The sequence below is a fragment of the Youngiibacter multivorans genome, assembly GCF_017873395.1.
In the GTDB taxonomy this organism is placed as follows: domain Bacteria; phylum Bacillota; class Clostridia; order Clostridiales; family Clostridiaceae; genus Youngiibacter; species Youngiibacter multivorans.
Genome location: NZ_JAGGKC010000014.1, coordinates 64,414 through 83,800 on the forward strand (window position 1 = coordinate 64,414; position 19,387 = coordinate 83,800).

The 19,387-nt window shown below is 45.8% G+C and carries 19 protein-coding genes; 14 read left to right on the forward strand and 5 right to left on the reverse strand.

The window, feature by feature from the left end:
• Nucleotides 1-9: 9 nt before the first annotated feature.
• The 7 genes from lpdA to J2Z34_RS09360 all read left to right on the forward strand — a co-directional run bounded on the left by lpdA (nt 10) and on the right by J2Z34_RS09360 (nt 5,514).
• On the forward strand, nt 10-1,395 hold the full coding sequence (lpdA, locus tag J2Z34_RS09330) for a dihydrolipoyl dehydrogenase (protein WP_209459593.1): 1,386 nt from the start codon (nt 10-12) through the stop codon (nt 1,393-1,395).
• A gap of 144 nt (nt 1,396-1,539) precedes the next feature.
• A complete protein-coding gene (locus J2Z34_RS09335; protein WP_209459594.1) occupies nt 1,540-1,845 on the forward strand; it encodes a hypothetical protein in 306 nt (101 codons plus the stop codon).
• 31 nt (nt 1,846-1,876) lie between these two features.
• Complete coding sequence (locus tag J2Z34_RS09340) at nt 1,877-2,455, forward strand: class I SAM-dependent methyltransferase (RefSeq protein WP_209459595.1); 579 nt, start codon at nt 1,877-1,879, stop codon at nt 2,453-2,455.
• 76 nt (nt 2,456-2,531) lie between these two features.
• Nucleotides 2,532-3,005, forward strand: coding sequence for a permease (locus J2Z34_RS09345; protein WP_209459596.1), 474 nt, complete (start codon nt 2,532-2,534; stop codon nt 3,003-3,005).
• Nucleotides 3,005-3,550: a permease gene (locus J2Z34_RS09350; protein ID WP_209459597.1), complete on the forward strand. Its 546-nt coding sequence runs from the start codon at nt 3,005-3,007 to the stop codon at nt 3,548-3,550. The genes J2Z34_RS09345 and J2Z34_RS09350 overlap by 1 nt, the downstream gene beginning before the upstream one ends.
• 22 nt (nt 3,551-3,572) lie before the next feature.
• Complete coding sequence (gene aroD / locus J2Z34_RS09355) at nt 3,573-4,331, forward strand: type I 3-dehydroquinate dehydratase (RefSeq protein WP_209459598.1); 759 nt, start codon at nt 3,573-3,575, stop codon at nt 4,329-4,331.
• A gap of 16 nt (nt 4,332-4,347) precedes the next feature.
• A complete protein-coding gene (locus J2Z34_RS09360) occupies nt 4,348-5,514 on the forward strand; it encodes an MFS transporter (RefSeq protein WP_209459599.1) in 1,167 nt (388 codons plus the stop codon).
• 150 nt (nt 5,515-5,664) lie between these two features.
• On the opposite strand, the gene J2Z34_RS09365 is transcribed toward J2Z34_RS09360, so the two are convergent.
• The 5 genes from J2Z34_RS09365 to J2Z34_RS09385 form a co-directional block, all read right to left on the reverse strand.
• Nucleotides 5,665-7,410, reverse strand: coding sequence for an NADH-dependent [FeFe] hydrogenase, group A6 (locus tag J2Z34_RS09365; protein WP_209459600.1), 1,746 nt, complete (start codon nt 7,408-7,410; stop codon nt 5,665-5,667).
• A 10-nt stretch (nt 7,411-7,420) separates the two neighbouring features.
• On the reverse strand, nt 7,421-9,289 hold the full coding sequence (locus J2Z34_RS09370) for an NADH-ubiquinone oxidoreductase-F iron-sulfur binding region domain-containing protein (RefSeq protein WP_425348045.1): 1,869 nt from the start codon (nt 9,287-9,289) through the stop codon (nt 7,421-7,423).
• Nucleotides 9,289-9,792 (reverse strand): NADH-quinone oxidoreductase subunit NuoE family protein, encoded by a 504-nt coding sequence (locus J2Z34_RS09375; protein ID WP_209459602.1) that lies wholly within the window; start codon nt 9,790-9,792, stop codon nt 9,289-9,291. Before J2Z34_RS09375 ends, J2Z34_RS09370 begins: the two co-directional genes overlap by 1 nt.
• 438 nt (nt 9,793-10,230) lie before the next feature.
• Entirely contained in the window at nt 10,231-10,821 is a 591-nt protein-coding gene (locus J2Z34_RS09380; RefSeq protein ID WP_209459603.1) for a 5' nucleotidase, NT5C type, read from the reverse strand.
• Nucleotides 10,822-10,997: 176 nt separating this feature from the next.
• Complete coding sequence (locus J2Z34_RS09385) at nt 10,998-11,708, reverse strand: FadR/GntR family transcriptional regulator (RefSeq protein WP_209459604.1); 711 nt, start codon at nt 11,706-11,708, stop codon at nt 10,998-11,000.
• Nucleotides 11,709-12,349: 641 nt separating this feature from the next.
• Between J2Z34_RS09385 and J2Z34_RS09390 the strand changes: the two genes are divergently transcribed.
• The 7 genes from J2Z34_RS09390 (at nt 12,350) to J2Z34_RS09420 (ending at nt 18,963) form a co-directional block, all read left to right on the forward strand.
• On the forward strand, nt 12,350-13,405 hold the full coding sequence (locus tag J2Z34_RS09390) for a TRAP transporter substrate-binding protein (RefSeq protein WP_209459605.1): 1,056 nt from the start codon (nt 12,350-12,352) through the stop codon (nt 13,403-13,405).
• A 71-nt stretch (nt 13,406-13,476) separates the two neighbouring features.
• Nucleotides 13,477-13,968 (forward strand): TRAP transporter small permease, encoded by a 492-nt coding sequence (locus J2Z34_RS09395; protein ID WP_209459606.1) that lies wholly within the window; start codon nt 13,477-13,479, stop codon nt 13,966-13,968.
• Nucleotide 13,969: 1 nt separating this feature from the next.
• The gene (locus tag J2Z34_RS09400; RefSeq protein WP_209459607.1) at nt 13,970-15,256 is read left to right on the forward strand and encodes a TRAP transporter large permease; all 1,287 of its coding nucleotides are present in this window, start codon (nt 13,970-13,972) and stop codon (nt 15,254-15,256) included.
• Nucleotides 15,257-15,308: 52 nt separating this feature from the next.
• Complete coding sequence (locus J2Z34_RS09405; protein WP_209459608.1) at nt 15,309-16,130, forward strand: transketolase; 822 nt, start codon at nt 15,309-15,311, stop codon at nt 16,128-16,130.
• Nucleotides 16,130-17,059, forward strand: a complete 930-nt coding sequence (locus J2Z34_RS09410) for a transketolase family protein (protein ID WP_245250596.1) — start codon at nt 16,130-16,132, stop codon at nt 17,057-17,059. The genes J2Z34_RS09405 and J2Z34_RS09410 overlap by 1 nt, the downstream gene beginning before the upstream one ends.
• A gap of 27 nt (nt 17,060-17,086) precedes the next feature.
• Nucleotides 17,087-17,947 carry a phosphogluconate dehydrogenase C-terminal domain-containing protein gene (locus J2Z34_RS09415; RefSeq protein ID WP_209459609.1) on the forward strand — a complete coding sequence of 287 codons (861 nt, stop codon included), beginning with the start codon at nt 17,087-17,089 and terminating at the stop codon, nt 17,945-17,947.
• 56 nt (nt 17,948-18,003) lie between these two features.
• A complete protein-coding gene (locus J2Z34_RS09420) occupies nt 18,004-18,963 on the forward strand; it encodes a D-2-hydroxyacid dehydrogenase (protein WP_209459610.1) in 960 nt (319 codons plus the stop codon).
• Nucleotides 18,964-19,387 lie beyond the last annotated feature (424 nt).

Genomic DNA, 19,387 nt, shown 5'->3' on the forward strand with positions numbered 1-19,387 from the left:
GGTGCTTGAATGACAAGCATCGCTGTAATTGGAGGAGGACCTGGAGGATATGTAGCTGCAATTCGGGCGGCGCAGCTCGGAGCTTCGGTCACACTTATTGAGAAGGAAAAGATTGGTGGAACCTGCCTTAATGTCGGATGCATACCGACTAAGGCAATGCTCGAAAGCGCGCACCTCTATGACATGGTCAGGGAAGGAAAGAAACGAGGAGTAATTGCAGAACCGAAGCTGGATTTCACAGCAGTTCAGAAGAGCAAGGCAACTAATGTAAGAAGGCTGGTAAATGGAGTCACTGCAACGCTTAAGTCCAATGGGATAGAGATAATAAACGGTACGGCAAGCTTCAAGGATGGAAAGACTATCAGCATCGTCACAGCAGATGGAACTCTGGAGCTTTTGCCTGACAAGGTAATAATTGCATCGGGCTCTGTACCGGCGATGCCTCCGATTCCCGGGCTTGACGGAAAGAACTGCATAACTAGCACAGGAGCACTGGATCTTACAGATGTTCCGGAAACAATGGCAATCATCGGCGGTGGAGTAATCGGGGTGGAGATAGGAAGCATATTCAGCTCCTTCGGCACTAAGGTTGATATCATAGAGATGATGCCGGTGATACTTCCCATGATGGATGGAGAGCTTACAGGAGAAATCAGGAAAAAGTTTATAAAGAAGGGCATAGGGATACATACATCGGCAAAGGTTGTCTCTGTTGAAGAGGATGGGGACAAGTCCAAAGTAAATGTGGAAATGGATGGAGTAATGAAAGCCTTCGTCTGCGACAAGGTCCTTGTAGCAGTGGGAAGGAGAACAAATACTGAAGGACTTGGCCTGGAAAGAGCAGGAGTCATCCATGACAGGGGAAGGATCACTGTAGACCAGAAAATGTGCACCTCAAATCCTGACATATATGCAGTTGGGGATTGCATTGGAAAGACAATGCTGGCGCACACTGCATCAGTTATGGGTGAATGTGCGGCTGAAAATGCAATGGGTCATAACAGCAGCTATGATGAAAAGACCAATCCGTCATGTGTCTATACGGAACCTGAATTCGCTTCAGTTGGCCTTACCGAAGAAAAGGCAAAGGAAAAGGGGATAGCATACATCAAAGGGACATTCCCAATGAGCGGAAACGGCAAGGCAATGATCATGAACGGAGGAGAAGGTCTGGTCAAGATAATTGCAGACCCCAAATACAAGGAGATATTGGGAGTCCATATACTCGGACCAAGGGCAACAGACCTTATAGCTGAGGCTGCCTTGGCAATAAGGCTGGAAGCTACAGTTGATGAGCTCATAACCACCATACATGCACATCCCACCTTGGCAGAGGCCGTGAGGGAAGCTGCGATGGATGTACTGGGTCAGGCAATACACAAGGTAAGAGAATAAATCAGGAAAATTTATTCAAAGGAGCGATTTCAAATAAAACTGAATCGCTCCTTTTCCCTTGTCTATTGTTAGTTAGGCCAATGATTGTTAATATCAGTGTAAGGGTTGTGACTTTGGAAGAAATCTGAAGAGAGGCGACAACATATGAAACCTTATACGCGTGCCGGATGGTGGTCAGTAATTACTATGCTTATTGCGGCCTTGCTGCTTATTGGTGTGGCAATAGCCATGAACATGCCTTATAACCTCTCGTTTCCAGCACCGAGGATGGGGGCTCTACTGGCAGCTCTTGCAGCTGCGCTATTTGCAGGCATAGGTACTTTTTGTGGTGCAATAGCCTTGCTTCAGAAGGACAGGAGCAAATCGGTCCTCGTATCTGAAGCTCTCGGAATACTGTTCTTTTTGGCCGTATTTCTTGCCCTGGCATTCCCCGGGATATTATGGGGATGAGTAGCTTTTCTTAAGCTAAATGGAGGATTTAATGGGAGTATTTGATCGTATAGCACCAGCATATGGACTTTTTTTCAATATGCAGAGGAAATCATTCAAGGATGTACTTGAAAGGCTTGGAGATGAGGTTGGCTACAGCAGCAGGAAAAGGATACTGGATGTTGGCTGCGGTACCGGAGCACTGATCTCAGTGCTTTCAGAAGGGAAAAGGACCGTATGGGGCATAGACGACTCAGAAAAGATGCTTCAGGTCGCGAAAAAGATGCTGACAGGAAAGGATGTTGAACTTTTCAAGGGAAATGCTGCCAGGGAGCTGCCCTTCAGGGACAAGTCCTTTGACATGTCAATTGCATCATATGTGGCACATGGCATGGTCAAAGATGACAGGATTTCCATGTACAGAGAAATGAAGCGAGTGACTGAAGGGATCGTTGTCATCCATGACTACAACAAGGTAAGGTCGGTAATGACAAGTATAGTCGAGAAGCTCGAGGGAGGAGACTATTTCGAATTCATAAAGCAACCTGATGATGAAATGAGGGAGGTCTTCAACTCGGTCAGGATTCTTGACGCTGGAAAAAGGTCAGCATGGTATGTGTGCACACCTTAATAAATTAGACAAAAAAATGAGAATGGTTGTAGAATGGATATTATTCAAAAGATAAAACAATAAAGGGGTAGATAAAATGAACATAGCACTATATCTGGTGGCAGGTGCTGCACTTGCCGTATCATTCGTAAAGAGCAGGGAGAAGACCAGGATGTCACTGATGAAGGCCTGGAAATCCTTCGAGAACATACTGCCGCAGTTCCTTTCGGTACTCATCATTATCGGGATAACCCTCTCAATTCTTACTCCGGAGCAGATTTCAAGGATCATGGGATCAGGTTCGGGATGGTACGGAGTGGTGCTTGCAGCAGTTATCGGAGCGATAACTCTGATTCCTGGATTCATAGCTTTCCCGCTTGCCGCTGCGCTTCTTAAAAGCGGAGCCGGCTATATGCAGATAGCCGCATTCATATCCACCCTCATGATGGTGGGAGTCATAACTCTTCCTGTTGAGACAGGATTCTTCGGAAAGAAGGCTGCTATCCTCAGGAATTCCCTCGCATTCATATATTCATTCATTGTGGCTATGGTAGTAGGAGGATTGATGTAATGGAAAAGGCGAAAAAGTTTCTTAAGAGATACAAGATATTCCTGATACTTGCAGCACTGAATCTCGTCATCGGTCTTGTAAGCCCTGAAATTGGAAAGGAATCCCTAAGGCTTACTAAAAGCAATGTGCTTGAGATGCTCTCGATACTTCCACCGATATTCGTGCTCCTTGGTCTGCTTGATGTATGGGTCAAGAGAGAGACAATGGTAAAGTATATGGGTAAGGGTTCAGGAATAGTGGGTTCGTTCATTGCTTTCTTTATCGGTTCTGCTGCAGCAGGACCGTTGTATGCAGCCTTCCCGGTTGCAGGAGTACTGCTCAGAAAGGGCAGCAGCGTAACCAATGTGTATATCATGCTTGGAGCATGGTCGACTACAAAGATACCTCTTCTTCTTTTCGAAGCATCATCAATGGGGCTTAAGTTTACAGCCATAAGGCTTGGAATGAGCATAATCGGAATAATAACAATCGCACTGCTCATGGAGAAGCTGCTTCCGCAGGAGGACAAGGATGATATGGTAAGGCGGGCAATGGAGAAGGCGTAAGTAAATTGGGGGATGTGACGAAATGGTTGAAGTTAAAGGAATAGAAATCGGAACTGGTAAACCAAAGATCTGCGTCCCTATAGTCTCAAGGGATGCTGAAGGCATAATTGAATCTGCCAGGCTTATCGCTAAGTCTCAGGCTGACCTCGCAGAATGGAGAGCTGACCTTTATGAAGGTCATGAAGATACGGATAAGGTCATCGAGGTTCTGAAGAGCTTAAGAAAGGCCATTGGTGACAAGCCGCTGATGTTCACGCTGAGGTCTGCCCAGGAGGGCGGAGGCAGCAGCTTAAGCGGTGAGCAGGCTGCAAGGCTTCTTGTGAACGCTGCAGCTTCCGGAAATACAGACCTTCTCGACATTGAGATGTTCTCGTACGGCGGTTTCCTCCGGTCAGCTGTTGATCCAGCAAAAGGATGTAGCGTCAGTGTAGTGGGATCCTATCACGATTTTCATAAGACGCCTGACAAGGCTGAAATAATGGACCGATTGGCTGAAATCCATGAATCAGGAGCTGACATCTCAAAGATTGCAGTCATGCCAAAATCCAAAAGGGATGTCCTTGATTTGCTTGATGCTGCTTTAACCCTAAATGAAAAAAATCCGGAGATTACACTTATATGCATATCCATGTCAGGTATTGGAGCTTTGTCGAGGCTGACTGGAGAATTCTTCGGATCTGCAGTGACATTTGCGGCAATCGGTGAAGGCTCAGCTCCCGGACAGATCGGAATAGAAAGCCTTGCCACTGTACAGGATGTACTTCACAGCAGTTTGGGATAGAGTAGGGGATGATTGAATGTCCAACATAGTGCTCATAGGACTTGTCAGTTTCTTCGTGGACATAAGTACAGAAATGGTCTATCCGATAATCCCTTTATACCTTACCGGTACCTTTGGAGCTACACCTGCGATAGTCGGATTAGTTGAAGGTATAGCCGAAAGCCTTGCAAGTCTGTTGAAGGTTCTCGGAGGCTACCTTTCAGACAGGTACAAAAAGAAGAAAAGGATAGCATTCATTGGCTACTCCACTTCCCTCCTTTACAAGATAGCACTGGTATTTTCTGCATCGTGGTGGGGCATTCTTGCAGCGAGGGTAATCGACAGGCTAGGCAAAGGCATAAGGACAAGCCCGAGGGACCTGCTTGTAGCCGAGAGTTCTGACAAGAACAAGCTTGGATCCTCCTTCGGCCTTCATAAGACTCTGGATATGGCGGGATCCGCCATAGGAATACTCCTTGCATACGTGTTCCTTAAGACAACAACCGGGACGGGACAGTACAAGACGCTTTTCATGGTATCGATGATTCCGTCGTTCATAGGGCTTGCTATTCTCCTTAAGGTAAAGGAAAAAGGTACAGCTGCTAAGAAAAAGGACATGGGCAACCTGATAGAAGGCTTCAGGAACCTTGACTCAAGACTGAAGCTATTTCTTGTCACTGCCTTTGTCTTTACGCTTGGGAATTCATCCAATGCCTTCCTGCTGCTGAGGGCAAGAGATGCAGGCTATGACTCTGCAACAGTCGTACTCCTTTATTTCGTCTACAATGTTGTATCATCATTGCTGGCACTGCCGCTTGGAAAGCTTTCAGACAAGGTAGGCAGAAGAAAACTCCTCGTTGTTGGATATCTTGTATTCGGAGCGGTCTACACAGGATTTGCGGTCGCAACCTCCAAATACCTGGTGGCATTCCTGTTTGCCCTCTATGGGGTATATACCGCTATGACTGCAGGTGTGGAAAGGGCTCTGGTATCAGAGCTTGCACCACCAGATCTCAAAGGCACGACACTTGGACTGCATTATACACTTGTGGGAATAGGGCTTTTGCCAGCTTCTGTGTTTGCAGGACTTCTTTGGGACAGCATTGGGCCAAGGGCTCCATTCTTTTTTGGAGGATCCCTGGCGGTCATATCAGCAATAGCGCTATTCTTCATACTTAAGGACGATAGCGAGAAACTGGCCTGATTAACACATAAAATAAGATTGAATGAATATAGTGTAAAACCATGTGAATATCAACAAGGAAGGGACCGCCGAGCGGTCCCTTCAATAGTTAATGGACTAGATTGTCAGTATAAGCTTCAGTATCTGCCTTTTTCAGGCATCTACATCGCTTCAGATCATCTCTCTTGGTATATAGTGGGTGTGGAGAAGCTCGTGAGCCTTCTCGCCATAGGGTTCTCCCATGTATTCCCTGTAAAGCTTCATTACCATCTCGTTCTCATGGGATTTTCTCTTTGTCTTGCCGGCATCCTCCCTGTAGATTGCTTCCTGCCTCTTTCTTATGATTTCCATGTCACCATGGTGGAATGGCTGTCCGCCACCGCCTATGCAGCCTCCCGGGCATGCCATTATCTCAATCGCCTGGAACTCGCATTCTCCGCGTCTTATGCTTTCAAGAAGCTTTCTGGCATTTCCAAGTCCGTGAGCTATGCCTATGTTGAGCTCAATGTCCTTTATCTTAACCTTGGCTGATCTCACTCCTTCAAGCCCTCTTAGCTGCTTGAAGTCAACATCCTGAAGGTCTTCTCCGGTTAGCCAGTCATATGCTGTTCTTACTGCGGCCTCAATGACACCGCCAGTAGCTCCGAATATTACTGATGCACCTGTGCTTTCGCCCAGGAGATTATCGAATTCTCCATCCGGAAGTGTTGAAAAATCAATGCCGGCTTCTCTCAGCATGTATCCAAGCTCCCTTGTGGTGACTACCCAGTCTACCTCGTGCAGCCCGTCCATGAACAGCTCTTCCCTTTGTATCTCAGCCTTCTTGGCTATGCATGGCATTACTGAAACTACTACTATGTCCTTGGGGTCAATGCCCATCTTCTCGGCGTAGTAGGATTTGATTACAGAACCCATCATCATTTGCGGCGACTTGCAGGTGGAAGGTATGTCGAGCATATCAGGGAACTGATACTCGAAGAACCTGACCCACGCAGGGCAGCAGCTTGTCAGTATTGGAAGCTTTCCTCCGTGCTCAATCCTGTGGACAAGCTCGGAAGCCTCTTCGATTATAGTAAGGTCAGCAGCCCAATCTGTGTCGAACACTCCATCGAAGCCCATTCTCCTGAAGGCTGTTGCAAGTTGTCCTGTGGAGATTGTTCCTGGCTCCATTCCGAACATTTCACCTATTGCGACTCGTACTGCAGGAGCGACCTGAACAACCACATGCTTTTTGGGGTTCTGCAGGTCAGTCCAGACCTTGTGGGTCGTATTGACTGCTGAAAGTGCTCCTGTGGGGCATACAGCAACGCACTGTCCGCAGAATGTACAGGATGTGTCCACCATATCAAGGTTGAATGCCGGGCCGACAAAGGAATCGAATCCTCTTGATACTGCAGAAAGTATTCCGCAGGTCTGGACCTCGTTGCACATGGTCTCGCATCTTCTGCACATTACGCACTTGTCCGGATCCTTTACCAGTGCAAACGAAGATTTATCTATTGGCCTGTCCTTCTTTTCACCGGTATATGTTATCTCATGTATGGCAAGCTTCTGGGCAAGAGCCTGAAGCTCACATTCAAGGTTCTTCCTGCAGGTCAGGCATTCGAACGGGTGGTTCGACAGAAGGAGCTCAAGGTTGAGTCTTCTGGCTGCAACTGCCTTCAGGGAATCAGTCCTTATATCCATCCCTTCTGAAACGACCTCAGAGCATGCAGGCGCAAGGGGCGCCCTCCCGGCAATCTCCACAACGCATACTCTGCAGGAGGCTGTCTTGTTGACAATTCCGAAGCCCTCCAGGTTCAGATGGCAAAGGGTTGGTATGTCAGCATTGACGAGCTTTGACGCTTCCAGTATGGTAATCCCCTTGTCGACTGCAAGGTCAACGCCGTTTATCTTGATATTAACTTTGTCACTCATCGTTTTTCACCTACCCTCTGTTGATCGCATTGAACTTGCAGGTATCGAAGCATAATCCGCAGGAGATGCACAGGTTCATGTCGATGATGTGTATCTGTTTCGGGTGTCCTGTTATAGCACCAACCGGGCAGACTCTTCTGCAGGCTGTACAGCCTACGCACTTGTCTGGGAGTATCCAGTACTTGAACAGACCTTTGCATGAGCCAGTCGGGCATTTCTTGTCTTCAACATGAGCACGGTATTCCTCTTCAAAGTACTTCATCGTGCTGAGCACCGGATTAGGTGCAGTCTGTCCAAGACCGCAAAGTGCAGATATCTTGATGTTGTTCGCAAGCCTGTCCAGCTTATGAAGGACATCCGGTTCAGCCTTGCCCTTGGTTATCCTGTCAAGGATCTCATACATCCTCTTTGTTCCTATTCTGCATGGGGTGCACTTTCCACAGGACTCGTCCATCGTGAACTGAAGATAGAATTTGGCGATATCCACCATACAGTTGTCTTCGTCCATTACGATCATTCCGCCTGATCCCATCATTGTGCCTATAGCTCTCAGTGTTTCGTATTCTATAGGCGTGTCGAGATTCTCTGTGGAGATGACTCCACCTGAAGGTCCTCCTGTCTGGACTGCCTTGAACTCCTTTCCGTTTGCCATACCTCCGCCGATATCGTATATTATCTCGCGAAGAGTGGTACCCATCGGAACCTCAACAAGACCGACATTCTTTATCTTTCCAACCAGCGCAAATACCTTAGTCCCCTTGGATTTCTCGGTTCCTATGCTTGAGAACCAGCGTGAACCATTCAGGATTATCTGGGGAACATTGGCAAGAGTCTCAACATTGTTTACTGTTGTAGGTTTCATCTTGTAGCCCTGGACTGAAGGATATGGAGGTTTCTTTGTTGGTTCTCCACGCTTTCCTTCTACTGAATGAATAAGTGCGGTTTCCTCACCGCATACGAATGCTCCGGCCCCAAGCCTAACCTCGATGTCAAAGTCAAATCCGCTTCCAAGTATGTTCTTGCCAAGGAATCCCATTTCCCTGGATTGCTCCATAGCAATATTAAGTCTTTCGATTGCAAGAGGATACTCCGCCCTTATGTATATGATCCCGTGGTGTGCTCCAGTAGCATATCCGCCGATGGTAAGCCCCTCAAGAACGCAGTGGGGGTCGCCTTCCAGAACGGACCTGTCCATGTACGCGCCTGGGTCTCCTTCATCTGCATTGCAGATCATATATTTCTCATTGCCAGGCTGATCGAAGGTTGCCTGCCATTTAAGTCCTGTGGGGAACCCGCCGCCGCCTCTTCCTCTAAGACCGCTTTCCTTAAGGATGTCTATAACTCCCTGAGGCTTGTAGTCGCGAAGTACCTTAGCGAGAGCTTCATAGCCGTCAAATGCGATGTATTCACTTATCATCTCCGGATCAATACTTCCACAGTTCTTCAAGGCAATTCTCAGCTGGCGCTTCTTCGCCTTGACTGGATCAGTCCTGTTGAAGCTCATGCTGACTATCTTTTCTTCAACAACTTCACCCTTGGCCAGGTGCTTCTCTACGATTTCACGGCCTGCTTCCTCATCTACATATCCATAATAAACAGGAGCCTTCCCCGGCGCGTTTATCTGTACTGTAGGCTCGCAGTAGCACGAGCCGATGCAGCCGACCTTGACCATCCTGATATTATCAAGTCCAAGCTCGGCAATCTTCTCTTCTATTGCAGCATAGGTTTCTTTTCCGCCTGCCGCTATACCGCAGGTGGCAAGACCTACCAGAACCTCAGTTACTTTGCTTTTTCCTCCACCTGTCTCGCGGAGCGAGCGAACATCTGTCTGTGATTTTTTAATTTCTCTGAGTTCATCGATGCTATTGATCATATGGATCACTCTCCCCTGTAGGTGTTGATGACAGTCTTGACGGTTTCCTCCGTCATATGTCCGAATACCTTATCATCAACCATGATGGCAGGCGCCAGACCGCAGGCACCTATGCACCTGACTTCCTTAAGGGTGAACTTGTTGTCCTCGGTAGTCTCTTCGAAACCTATCTTCAGTTCTCTCTTGAGGGTTTCTCTGACTGTTTCAGCACCCTTTACGAAGCAGGCGGTACCCATGCATACGCTGATTGTGTGCTCGCCACGTCTTGTCTCAGTGAAATAGTGATAGAAGCTTACGACACCGAATACCTTTGAGGCGGGGACACGGATCTTCCTTGCTATGTGGAGCTGCAGCTCTCTCGGCAGATAACCGAATATGCTCTGTCCCTTATGAAGGATGTGGATCAGCATGCCTTCCTTGTCATCAAGGCTTTCGATGTAGGCGTCAAGTTCAGCAAGTTTGTCGTCAGTCAGCAGCTTATGAACCGGATTTTCCTTGATAATTTCCATACACTCGCCCTCTCATCGTAGATTTTACCCTTATCTTTGTTTTAACATTTACAGAAAACGTTGTCAAATAATTAACAGATAATTGCGAATAATAAAATAAAATCATATTCAATTTGCACTTAGTGAGATTTTGGGCACTATAGTTGTAGATAATCGAACACTTGAAAATCAATGAAAAACGTTGAATAAGAATGGATATCCAAGTGATTGTAAAGGAATGGAAGAATATGGTTTTGGAATCAAAATGAAATTGAGTTATGACAAACTATCAAAAACAGCAGATAAATATGTATCAGTAAAGGGTGACTAGATGAATATGAGGGGGGTAAGAATATATTTTGTCCGGAAATGAAAATTGACGCCCATGTTTCCGCCAAAGGTACTTATTTAGGCGGAATCGGCTGTCAATGCTGTTAGCTATTCAATTGTTGAGATATGTCAAAGCACAAGCTCAAGTGAGTCACACATGACGGAGTATTCTACGATGAATCGGTCTACCTGTTGCCAGTGCTTAAGTCTTGTCACGTTTGGCGGCAGTGGTCCCTTGTTGTAGGTGCAGTCGATCAGAATGACGTCGTATCCCGAATCAGCGAGCTGAAGTGCGTTCTCGTATCTGTCTTCGATAAATATGTCGCACATCAATTCCGCTGCCTTGCCTGCCTTATCGTGGCTGCCAAGCAGAGAGATGGAATCTAGGGCAATGTTGTGGCTCTTCAGCCATTCGATGCTGACATCCTTCATTCTCCTGTCTCTTGCAGTGACGAAATGGATGTAGTGAGTAAGATGATGCCTTCTTATTACTTCTGCAACTCCTGTCCTCATTCTTGCTCCTCTATGAAGCTCTTCACCGAACTCATCGTAAAATCGGTCATAGTCTCCAGGAAGAAGTCCCATGGCCTTCTCGACGTCGTAAACCCTGATTTCTCTTGGCTTCAGGTTCTTTCCAAAATAGGAATTAGCCTTATCCAGCCAGTAGAATGGCTCTGTTACTGTTCCATCGATGTCTATGCATATGTTTAGGTTCTTCAATATGGTTCACCTCCTTTCAGTTGTTTATACCAGTATAATGCATCCATGTAAAGATATGGGTGTTTTCATGTAAATGTTGTGTAAATTTTCAGATGTTTTCATAACGAATAGTTGCTAACAAAATGTTATTCAATAAAATGACGTAAGCCGCATCTGGTGATGCGGCCTACAGAATGCTATCTTCTCTTTTGAAGTCCTTCCCAATTGTCAACAGCAAGTACCACTGCATCCTTCACCTTGTCTATGTTCCTGTCCTCAATTGCGGAAAGAATTGCGCTATGAGTCTCAAGTGCATTTGTTCCATAGTTTTGGTTCGTGTGGGAGTTGTAGATCGAGCTTTCGAAGAATGAAATGACAAAGGAATAGATCCTTTCTGCGAAGCTGTTCTTGCAGGCTTCCCCTAGGAGCTTGTGGAACTCAAGGTCGTTGTCAGCCAATTCGCGTGGTGAGGCTTTGCTGTCCCGAAGCCCTTTCAGACGTTCAACGTTATGTACAAGCAGATTTCTTTCCTTTTCATTCTTGTTGTAGTTCATTATTGCCAGAGTCACTACGTCAGTTTCGAAAAGCCGTCTGAATTCCTTGAGCTCTGACAGCTCAGGCTTAATTAGAAGGAACTTGAACATGAGAGGGTCAATGAGGTTCTCTCTTGGCTTGTCAACTATGTAGGTTCCGTTTCCAACCTTTATGTCTACCACTCCAAGTGCTTCAAGAACCTTCATTGCTTCACGGACAGATCCTCTGCTGATTCCAAGTCCCTCTGAAATCTCCAGCTCACTTGGCAGTTTGTCTCCAAGCTTAAGCTTATCCTCTGCTATTAGTTGCTTTATGCTGTTGATAACCACATCAACAGCTGATTCCTTTGCTTTACCGACGAACAGATTGTTCACTTTACTTCATCCTCCGACAATATGCAGCTATATGCTAAAGCTGCACTTCATACTCATTGTTACATAAATGAGTTTTTAACCAATATTCTGTTTTTAATATATCATGGAAAACATAAAACTTCAATAAACAAATGTAGGATGTTTGATGAATATTCATTATGCTTTGTTTTTTATACAATTTGGATTTGCTGATTTATTAAAAAGAAGAGTGCATATTTTGTTGATACTCATTGCTGGTTTAGCGTCTCAAATCATTGCTGGTCATAATTGAGAGTGTTTAGAAAAGATGGAAAGAGGTGGAGGAATTTCCGATGATTGTTAAATAAAAGTCATAAAATGAATGAAAACGATGTATTTTGGCATATATCCGGTCATTTTCTGTAAATTTTGAAGTATTTTTTTGTGTGATTCTGGTTGCCGGCGGAATTTATCTGAGGAAGTCACATATCCTAAGATGCAGGTTAAATTAGGATTCCAAGTGCATTAATATGCAGTAAAGGCTACTAAGTTTGTATCTATAGTTAAAAAAATAATTAGTGGGGGAATTGTTGACAACGATTCCTGTAAATGTTTTAATATAAACATGAAACGTCTGATGTTTAACGTTAGACAATGGGAGAAAAAGAAAACGGAGGTTAGTTATGAAAAAAGTATTGTCAATGATCATCGCTGCAACAATGGTACTATCGATAAGCGCTTGCGGTGCAAAGAGCGAGACACCTGCCACCCCGACAACGCCAGCAGCACCTGTTGAAAACAAAGAAGGTCTGCTCGGTGCAACTACAGCAACTGTAAGGTTCAAGGTTGGTACAACAACGGCACCTACAGGCCACTATGTCAAGGGTCTTCAGGAAATGCAGAGACTGCTTGAATCGAAGAGCGGCGGAACAATGACTTTGGACATTTATCCGAATTCTCAGCTTGGAAACGAAAGAGACATGATGGAGAACGTGGGCATGGGAGTACAGGACATGGTACTTTCATCGACTGGTCCTATACCGAACTTTGTAAAGGAATTCGCAGTGCTTGATCTTCCTTACCTGTTTGAAACAGCAGAGGATGCATACAAGGTACTTGACGGTGAAGTTGGAGAAGCTCTGCTTGCAAAGCTGGACACACAGGGAATCAAAGGCTTTGGATTCTGGGAAAATGGCTTCAGGCACATAACAAACAACACCAAGGAAATCAAGGTTCCTGCAGATCTTAAGGGAATGCAGCTCAGGACCATGGAGAACAAGGTTCATATGGCTGGTTACGAAGCACTTGGTTCGATACCTACACCAATGGCCTGGGGAGAAATATTCACAGCCCTTCAGCAGGGAACTGTTGACGGACAGGAAAATCCTCTTGCGATAATCGAAAGCGCAAAGGTTTATGAAGTTCAGAAGTACATTTCACTTACAGGAGCATTCTACTCGCCATGCGTACTTATGATAAATGAAGCAAGATTCAAAGGACTTACAGCTGATCAGCAGAAGGCATTTACTGAAGCTGCAGATGAAGCTAAAGTCTGGCAGAGAAACTACAGCCAGGAATATGACAAGAAAGCTGTAGAATCACTGAAGTCTCTTGGAATAACAATCACTGAAGTTGACACAGCGGTATGGGCAGAAGCGGTATCAGGTGTTTATAACAACCTTGATTCATTCGGAATTGATGCTGCGCTTGTAAAGCAGATTCAGGATTCACTTAAATAAGACATCATGCGGGACATATGGCAACAGCCATATGTCCCGATTATAGAAATGAGTAAACAGGAGGGCTGGCGGTGAAAAAACTGGGCCAAATTCTAAACAGACTGGAAGAGAGCATTCTGGTAATACTGCTTGTTGTAATGCTGGGAGTAATATTTACGGCAACTGTAGGCAGATTCACTAAAATCATAACAATCAAGTGGGCTGAAGAGCTTGCAAGATACTGCATGATATGGATCGTCTTTATTGGAATAATCATCGGTGCAAGAAAAGGCGAGCATTTCGCTGTCACAGCCCTCGATATGTTCCTGCCTAAGAAGGCAATGAATGTCATAAAGATAATAGCGACTTTATTTGTAGATGGGTTCTGCTTTTTTGCAGCATACTATGGAGTCAAGATACTAAGCAGCCAGATAAAGGGAGGCCAGGTTACACCGAGTCTCCAGATACCGATGTGGATAGTGTATTCGATAATTCCGTTCGGATTGGCCATGATGGCTATAAGGTATACGATAAGGACCTACAAGGATATTACTGGTAAAGAAATAGACAGGGAGGATGGATAGCATGGTAGGATTGCTCTTCGGGGTATTGGTTATAATGCTCATACTGGGAGTTCCCATAGCACTTAGCCTGGGAGTCGCAGTAGTGGCAGGTATATTTTCAACCGGCAACCTGAACCTGTTTCCGGTTGTTCCTCAGAGGATGTTCACGCAGGCGGACAACTTCACACTTATGGCAGTTCCTTTCTTTATTCTTGCTGGAAATCTGATGGAGAAGGGCGGAATATCCAAGAGGCTCATAGGCTTCTTCGAAATCCTGCTTAGGAGGGTTCCTGCAAGGCTATCTGTAATCACTGTAGTTGCATCAGCCTTCTTTGGTGCAATATCAGGATCAAATCCTGCAACTGTCGCTGCTATCGGAGGTCTTACAATTCCCAGAATGAAGGAAAAGGGATATCCGAAGGAGCAGGCGGCTGCGGTAGCTGCATCTGCTGGAACGCTCGGAGTCGTAATTCCTCCAAGCATACCGATGGTAACATATGCGGTAACTGCATCAGTGTCTGTTGGAACCATGTTCATAGCAGGAGTTGTGCCAGGACTTGTACTTGCTGGAGTGCTTATCCTTGTAAATCTTCAGCTGAACAGAAAGTATGATGAACCAGATAATACGAAGGTCACGGTAAAGCACATTGTCCTATCCTTCTGGGAAGCTCTTGCGGCACTGATCATGCCTGTGATAATTCTCGGTGGAATATACGGAGGGCTTTTCACGCCAACTGAATCAGCTGCTGTATCCTGCGTATACGCTCTGATCATAAGCGTGTTCGTGTACAAGGAGCTTAAGGTAAAGGACCTGTATGGAATTTTCTACAAATCAGCAGTAAGCTCAGCGATCGTACTCTTTGTTGTAAGCCTTTCGGCTCCGTTCGGATGGTTCATGACAAACCAGAACATCCCTACCATGATAGCATCATCGGTATTAGGATTGTTCAGCAACAAGTACATTCTGTTACTTATGATTAACGCAATACTCCTGTTCCTGGGAATGTTCCTTGAGACACAGGCGATAATTCTTCTGGTAACTCCGATTCTTCTTCCTATAGCTGTATCACTGGGAATGTCCCCGATAGCGCTGGGAATAATTATCATAATAAACACTTCAATAGGAATGATCACACCGCCTATGGCAGTCAACCTGTTTGTTGCTACTGGAATATCGGGGTCAACGATCGAGCAGATTAGTACGAAGATAATGCCATTCCTGATAGCGGAAACAATTGCACTCATACTGATGACATTCTTCCCGGTTATCATAACCTGGCTGCCGTCAGTACTTGGTTTTGCAGTCTAGAATCTTTATGATTCTTTCAATCAAATGAACAATATTTCGAGGAGGGAATAATATGACCACAGAAGAACTTAAAAAAGTGGCGGATCACCTTAGGCTTGAGGCTGTAAGGATGGTCTATGAAGGCAAGGATGGACATCCTGGTCCAGCACTTTCGATAGCAGACATAGTAGCTACACTCTATTTTGACGAGATGAGACTCGACCCTAAGAGTCCGAACTGGGAAGACAGGGACAGGTTCATACTTTCAAAGGGACATTCATGCCCCATATACTATGCGGCATTGTCGGAGAAGGGCTATTATGGAGAGCCGGTTGGCGACTTCAAGCTCAGGGCTCTTGGAAGCAGATTCCAGGGACACCCTGTAATGGGTAAGGCAGCCGGTGTGGACATGACCTCCGGATCACTTGGCAACGGACTTTCAATAGGTGTCGGTATGGCCATAGCTGGAAAGTATTCGAAGAAGGACTACAACGTGTTTGTTATCCTCGGAGATGGCGAGCTTCAGGAAGGCATAGTCTGGGAAGGTGCGAACACAGCAGCTGCCAAGAAGCTGGACAATCTCATAGCTTTTGTAGACAAGAACAACTGGCAGAGCGGAGACTGTGTTGACAAGACCATCGGCTGCAACAATCCTGAAGAGAAGTTCGCTTCATTCAAGTGGCATGTGCAGGTTATTGACGGTCATGACATTGATGCTATAAAGAATGCGATTGCGGTTGCGAAGAGCGTCAAGGGACAGCCTTCAGTCATAGTATGCAATGACATCAAGGGCAAGGGACTTGATTATATGGAAGACAACAACGCTTGGCATAAGGGAGTTCCAACCGACGAACAGTATGCGATCGCGGTAAAGACTCTGGGAGGTGCAAGATAATGGGATATAAAGGAACAAGAGAAGCATTTGCGGCTGCCATGATTGACATGGCAAGGACCGATAACAGGATTATGTTCGTTTCTCCTGACTCTCTTAAGGCAATGAGAGCGACAGGATTTGCAGATGAATTTCCGGATGCGTATGTTGAAGTCGGCATAGCAGAGCAGAATTCAGTTGCTGTTGCTTCAGGTCTTGCAAGCTGCGGACAGATTCCATTCGTTGGAACCTACGCAGGATTCCTGACAATGAGAGCATGCGAGCAGATGAGGACCTTCGTTGCATACCCGAACCTTAATGTAAAGTTTGTGGGAATCAACGCAGGACTTTATGGTGGAGAGCGTGAAGGTGTTACACATCAGTTCTATGAGGATGTTGCAATCCTTGCAAGCATTCCGAACTTTACCATATTCACACCGGCAGACGGAAACCAGACCTACCATGCAGTCAAGGCTGCAGCAGCAACAGACGGACCTGTATATGTCAGGGCCGGAAGCGGCAGAGAAGTGGATGTATATGACGTAGAGACTCCATTCAATCCTGAAGGCTTCACAGTCCTTAAGGACTATGGAACAGATACTCTGGTTCTCTCAAGCGGATTCGTACTCAGCAGAGCCCTCAAGGCAGCTGAAATACTGAAGGAGCAGGGTGTTAATGTCACTGTTGCAGATGTCAACATACTTTACAAGAAGGACAATGATAAGCTTATTGACCTGATGTCAAAGTTCGAGAAGATAGTGACAGTTGAAGACCACAATATCAACGGAGGACTCGGAAGCTACATAAGCAGGCTTGCCTGCGAGAACAAGCCGGTCTTCGTAAAGAGAATGGCTCTTGAGACATTCGGTGAATCAGGTCCAGCTGATGAAGTCCTCGATCATTATGGCTTCAGCGGAGAGAACATAGCAAAGACAGTACAAGAGAACCTGTAGGATAAAAAACATATTAGGAGGAAGAAAATGAGCAAGATAGTAGTTAGTGTCGTTGGTGCAGGCGGGAAAATGGGTACCAGGACAAGCAATAACCTGGCAAAGGCACTTGATAAGGTAGAGCTTTACTTCGTTGAGAACGGAGCAAGGGGAATTGAAAGCATAAAGGAAAGAGGCTTCGAGGTTACACCTATGGAAGTCGCCATACCTAAATCAGATGTAGTGATCCTTGCTGTTCCAGACTCGCTTATCCATGTTATATCCAAGGGTGTAGTTGACCTTATGACACCAGGAAGCGGACTTGTAATACTTGACCCCGCAGCGGCAGTAGCGAGGGAAGTTGCCCTCAGGGACGACTGTACATTTGCAGTAACACATCCATGCCACCCTTCATATTTCCTTGACCAGGATTCATTCGAAGCAAGGCATGACTACTTCGGCGGACTTGGCGGCAAGCAGGACATAGTAATGGCTAAGATCCAGGGGGATGATGCAAAGTTTGAGCAGTGCAGGACCGTGAGCGAGCTCATGTTCGCACCAGTTGAGCATAGCTTTGTAATGGGAATAAGGGATATAGCATTCCTTGAGCCTACCCTTGTTGAGATACTTGGAGCAACAGCTCTCTATGCAATGGCCGAGACTGTAAACAAGGCAGTTGAGAAGGGCATCCAGAAGGAAGCTGCAGTATCATTCCTTTCAGGACACATATACAATCTGTCAGCAAACTTCCTTGGATTCCTTGGAAACACACCTGTATCCGATGCCTGCAAGGTAGCGATCGGACTTGGAAACAAGCTTGTTCTCAGGGATGACTGGAGACAGATATGGGAAGAAGACGTGCTTGATAAAGTAATAGCTACGATGCTTCATCCTGAAAATCCTCAGATATAGTACTAAAGCAAAATCAGTCTGACGGAAACTGAAGACGTGAATCGAGGTATAAGAATATGAAGATAGTGATACTTGACGGATACACCGAAAACCCGGGAGACCTTTCCTGGGAAGGTTTCGAGAACCTTGGAGAGGTGACTGTATATGACAGGACACCAGTTGAGAAGATTGTTGAGAGGATCGGCGATGCCGATGCTGTCATAGTCAACAAGACTCCGATAACAAAAGAGACCATAGCTGCATGCAAGAACATGAAGTACGTTGGAGTCCTGGCAACAGGCTACAACGTGGTTGATGTGGCTGCAGCGAAGGAAGCCGGAATAGCTGTAACAAACATACCTACCTATGGAACCTCAGCAGTCTCACAGTATGTGTTCGCACTGCTGCTCGAGATATGCCACCACGTGGGAGCGCACTCTGACTCCGTATTTGCGGGAGAATGGGCAAGCAACCAGGACTGGACCTACTGGAAGTATCCTCTAATGGAGCTTGCAGGAAAGACCATGGGAATAATGGGCTTCGGAAGGATAGGCCAGGCGACCGCAAGGATAGCCCAGGCATTCGGAATGAAGGTAATAGCATATGACAGCTACAAGATACCTGAGCTTGAGAGTGATACCTGCAGATATGCTGACCTTGACACACTGTTTGGTGAGTCAGACGTCATAAGCCTGCATGTGCCTCTGTTCAAGGAGACCGAAGGCATAATCAACAAGGCCAATATAGCGAAGATGAAGGATGGAGTGATAATAATCAACACATCCAGAGGACCGCTTATAGTTGAGGAAGACCTGAGGGAAGCGCTTGAAAGCAGCAAGGTGTTCGCAGCAGGATCCGACGTGGTAGCGACGGAGCCTATAAAGAACGACAACCCGCTCCTTAAGGCGAAGAACATGATAATCACCCCGCACATAGCATGGGCACCAAAGGAAAGCAGAAAGAGGCTCATGGACATAGCGGTGGACAACCTGGAGAAGTTTGTAGCAGGAAGTCCTATCAACGTAGTCAACAAGTAAACTCCCAATATATCATCACAGTTTTACCTCTGTGAAAAACCCTTTTTGAGAAGCATCGCCTATTACCTGGCATGCTTCTTTTTTTCATATTTAGCTAAGATGGTATAGCTTGCTGCTGCTTTACCCGGATCATAGGGAATTATTGACTTGTGCTGGGTCTAATCTATGGGAAACATGGGTTTTGGCTGATAATCGGTTTCAAATAAATAAAAATAAACGAAATTGAACAATTTTAAATGAAATAGTGCTTGAAAACGTTATTTATTTGTGTATAATAGCAAGTAGTAGAGGTAATCGTTCAAAACACAGCAAGTTATTAAGTGATGTCGCTCGAATGTATTCACTAAATGACATCAAACTCACGGCAACATACTTTTGAAAAGGATGTGTTCAAAAAAGGGTAAAATTCGCTGTATCTTTCGTT

Excerpts from the sequence above, each read along its gene's own strand:
- lpdA (WP_209459593.1), top strand. The coding sequence starts at position 10 with ATGACAAGCATCGCTGTAATTGGAGGAGGACCTGGAGGATATGTAGCT.
- J2Z34_RS09335 (WP_209459594.1), top strand. The coding sequence starts at position 1,540 with ATGAAACCTTATACGCGTGCCGGATGGTGGTCAGTAATTACTATGCTT.
- J2Z34_RS09340 (WP_209459595.1), top strand. The coding sequence starts at position 1,877 with ATGGGAGTATTTGATCGTATAGCACCAGCATATGGACTTTTTTTCAAT.
- J2Z34_RS09345 (WP_209459596.1), top strand. The coding sequence starts at position 2,532 with ATGAACATAGCACTATATCTGGTGGCAGGTGCTGCACTTGCCGTATCA.
- J2Z34_RS09350 (WP_209459597.1), top strand. The coding sequence starts at position 3,005 with ATGGAAAAGGCGAAAAAGTTTCTTAAGAGATACAAGATATTCCTGATA.
- aroD (WP_209459598.1), top strand. The coding sequence starts at position 3,573 with ATGGTTGAAGTTAAAGGAATAGAAATCGGAACTGGTAAACCAAAGATC.
- J2Z34_RS09360 (WP_209459599.1), top strand. The coding sequence starts at position 4,348 with ATGTCCAACATAGTGCTCATAGGACTTGTCAGTTTCTTCGTGGACATA.
- J2Z34_RS09365 (WP_209459600.1), bottom strand. The coding sequence starts at position 7,410 with ATGAGTGACAAAGTTAATATCAAGATAAACGGCGTTGACCTTGCAGTC.
- J2Z34_RS09375 (WP_209459602.1), bottom strand. The coding sequence starts at position 9,792 with ATGGAAATTATCAAGGAAAATCCGGTTCATAAGCTGCTGACTGACGAC.
- J2Z34_RS09390 (WP_209459605.1), top strand. The coding sequence starts at position 12,350 with ATGAAAAAAGTATTGTCAATGATCATCGCTGCAACAATGGTACTATCG.
- J2Z34_RS09400 (WP_209459607.1), top strand. The coding sequence starts at position 13,970 with ATGGTAGGATTGCTCTTCGGGGTATTGGTTATAATGCTCATACTGGGA.
- J2Z34_RS09405 (WP_209459608.1), top strand. The coding sequence starts at position 15,309 with ATGACCACAGAAGAACTTAAAAAAGTGGCGGATCACCTTAGGCTTGAG.
- J2Z34_RS09410 (WP_245250596.1), top strand. The coding sequence starts at position 16,130 with ATGGGATATAAAGGAACAAGAGAAGCATTTGCGGCTGCCATGATTGAC.
- J2Z34_RS09415 (WP_209459609.1), top strand. The coding sequence starts at position 17,087 with ATGAGCAAGATAGTAGTTAGTGTCGTTGGTGCAGGCGGGAAAATGGGT.
- J2Z34_RS09420 (WP_209459610.1), top strand. The coding sequence starts at position 18,004 with ATGAAGATAGTGATACTTGACGGATACACCGAAAACCCGGGAGACCTT.